The organism is Microcoleus sp. S13_C5 (assembly GCF_036700845.1).
In the GTDB taxonomy this organism is placed as follows: domain Bacteria; phylum Cyanobacteriota; class Cyanobacteriia; order Cyanobacteriales; family Microcoleaceae; genus Microcoleus.
The window spans coordinates 1-1279 of record NZ_JAUBPR010000294.1; the positions used below are offsets into that span (position 1 = coordinate 1).

Annotated in this window: 2 protein-coding genes; one reads left to right on the forward strand and one right to left on the reverse strand. The window is 40.0% G+C overall.

The genetic code is table 11. The features are described 5' to 3' along the window. Window positions 1-243 precede the first annotated feature (243 nt). Window positions 244-666 carry a DUF2809 domain-containing protein gene (locus QUA04_RS29680; RefSeq protein ID WP_333264391.1) on the reverse strand — a complete coding sequence of 141 codons (423 nt, stop codon included), beginning with the start codon at window positions 664-666 and terminating at the stop codon, window positions 244-246. Window positions 667-745: 79 nt separating this feature from the next. Here QUA04_RS29680 and QUA04_RS29685 point away from each other — a divergent pair, with 79 nt between their 5' ends. Next, window positions 746-1222, forward strand: coding sequence for a ceramidase domain-containing protein (locus QUA04_RS29685; RefSeq protein ID WP_333264395.1), 477 nt, complete (start codon window positions 746-748; stop codon window positions 1220-1222). Window positions 1223-1279: the final 57 nt, after the last annotated feature.

The following is a 1279-nucleotide window of genomic DNA, read 5'->3' on the forward strand; positions in this document are numbered from 1 at the left end:
ATTCCGGCACTGTCTTCTCCATGTGCCTCACCTTATCAGATTTTTTTGGTTTTTGCTACCCCCGTGAACTTCTACCTCAATTCTAAGTTAACCCGATCGCTTAGCTAAAGTGAAAATAACCGCAACCATATCATTAAGCTTTTGTGCATCTAGATTGTCTATGGTGTTAGAGGAGCTGATGGGGAGAGGATTTGACGATTTTGGCTCTAGTCATGGAAATATACAATTTAAATGCAGTACAACTTACAAGCGGAAGCAAGTGAAATGAAGCCATCGCACCCACAACCAACCTAAAAAACTCCCCACAAAATAAGAGATAAAATCTGACCAAGTAAAGTGATTTCCCAAAATCAGCCTTCCGGGTAAAGTAGCTCGCATTGCTTGTAAAAACGGAGGTGTCCACAGTTGGAGAAACTCTACTCCGCAGGTAGCTAGACACACAGCTACAGCCGCCCTAATTTGCGAAAATCGCGGCAATATCAGAACTACCAGCAAAATCCAAAATAGCTCATAAGCTATGCTCCCAAAAGAGTCGTTGAACCATTCCGGTGCAGGGCCGCGAGAAAATCTCACCACATAACCTAAAGGGATAATCACGATTATACTGATGAGCAGGGCAATTCGATATTTTAAAAAACGGCGATCGGGAAAAATTGGGGAATTCATTAAATTTGAGACAGTTTTTTTCGTTCACTTTAACGCTTTTGCTGTATTATGGCTTCAACTCCCCCAACAGTGACATGAGATGAATGATTACATCGATCTTTACTGCGAACGTACCATACCTGGTTTATGGAGTGAACCACTAAATGCTGTATCTAATATTTCTTTTTTCATTGCAGCATGGGCTATTTTTCAATTGGCTCAGCGAGAGCAAAAAGTACCCAAGGGTATTTGGATATTGATTACTTTAGCCACCAGTATAGGTATTGGAAGTGCGCTATTTCATACATTTGCGACACAATGGGCAAGATTACTAGATGTGATTCCTATTATGCTGTTTCAGCTTGGGTTTTTATGGCTCTATAGCCGTCAAGTAGTTAGGATGAAATATGGATATGCAGGAGGATTGCTCGTAGGATTTTTCTTTGCAAGCAACTTCAGCAATAAGTTTACAAATGTTTTCAACGGTTCTCTTTCTTATGCTCCTGCATTTTTAGTATTACTAGGGTTCGGAGTATATCACTATCAACAGCAAAAGCGTGATACCAATTTAATATGAAGCTGCATAGAATAGGGCTTCAAGAATAAAATTGTAAGATGACAACGAACTAATTTG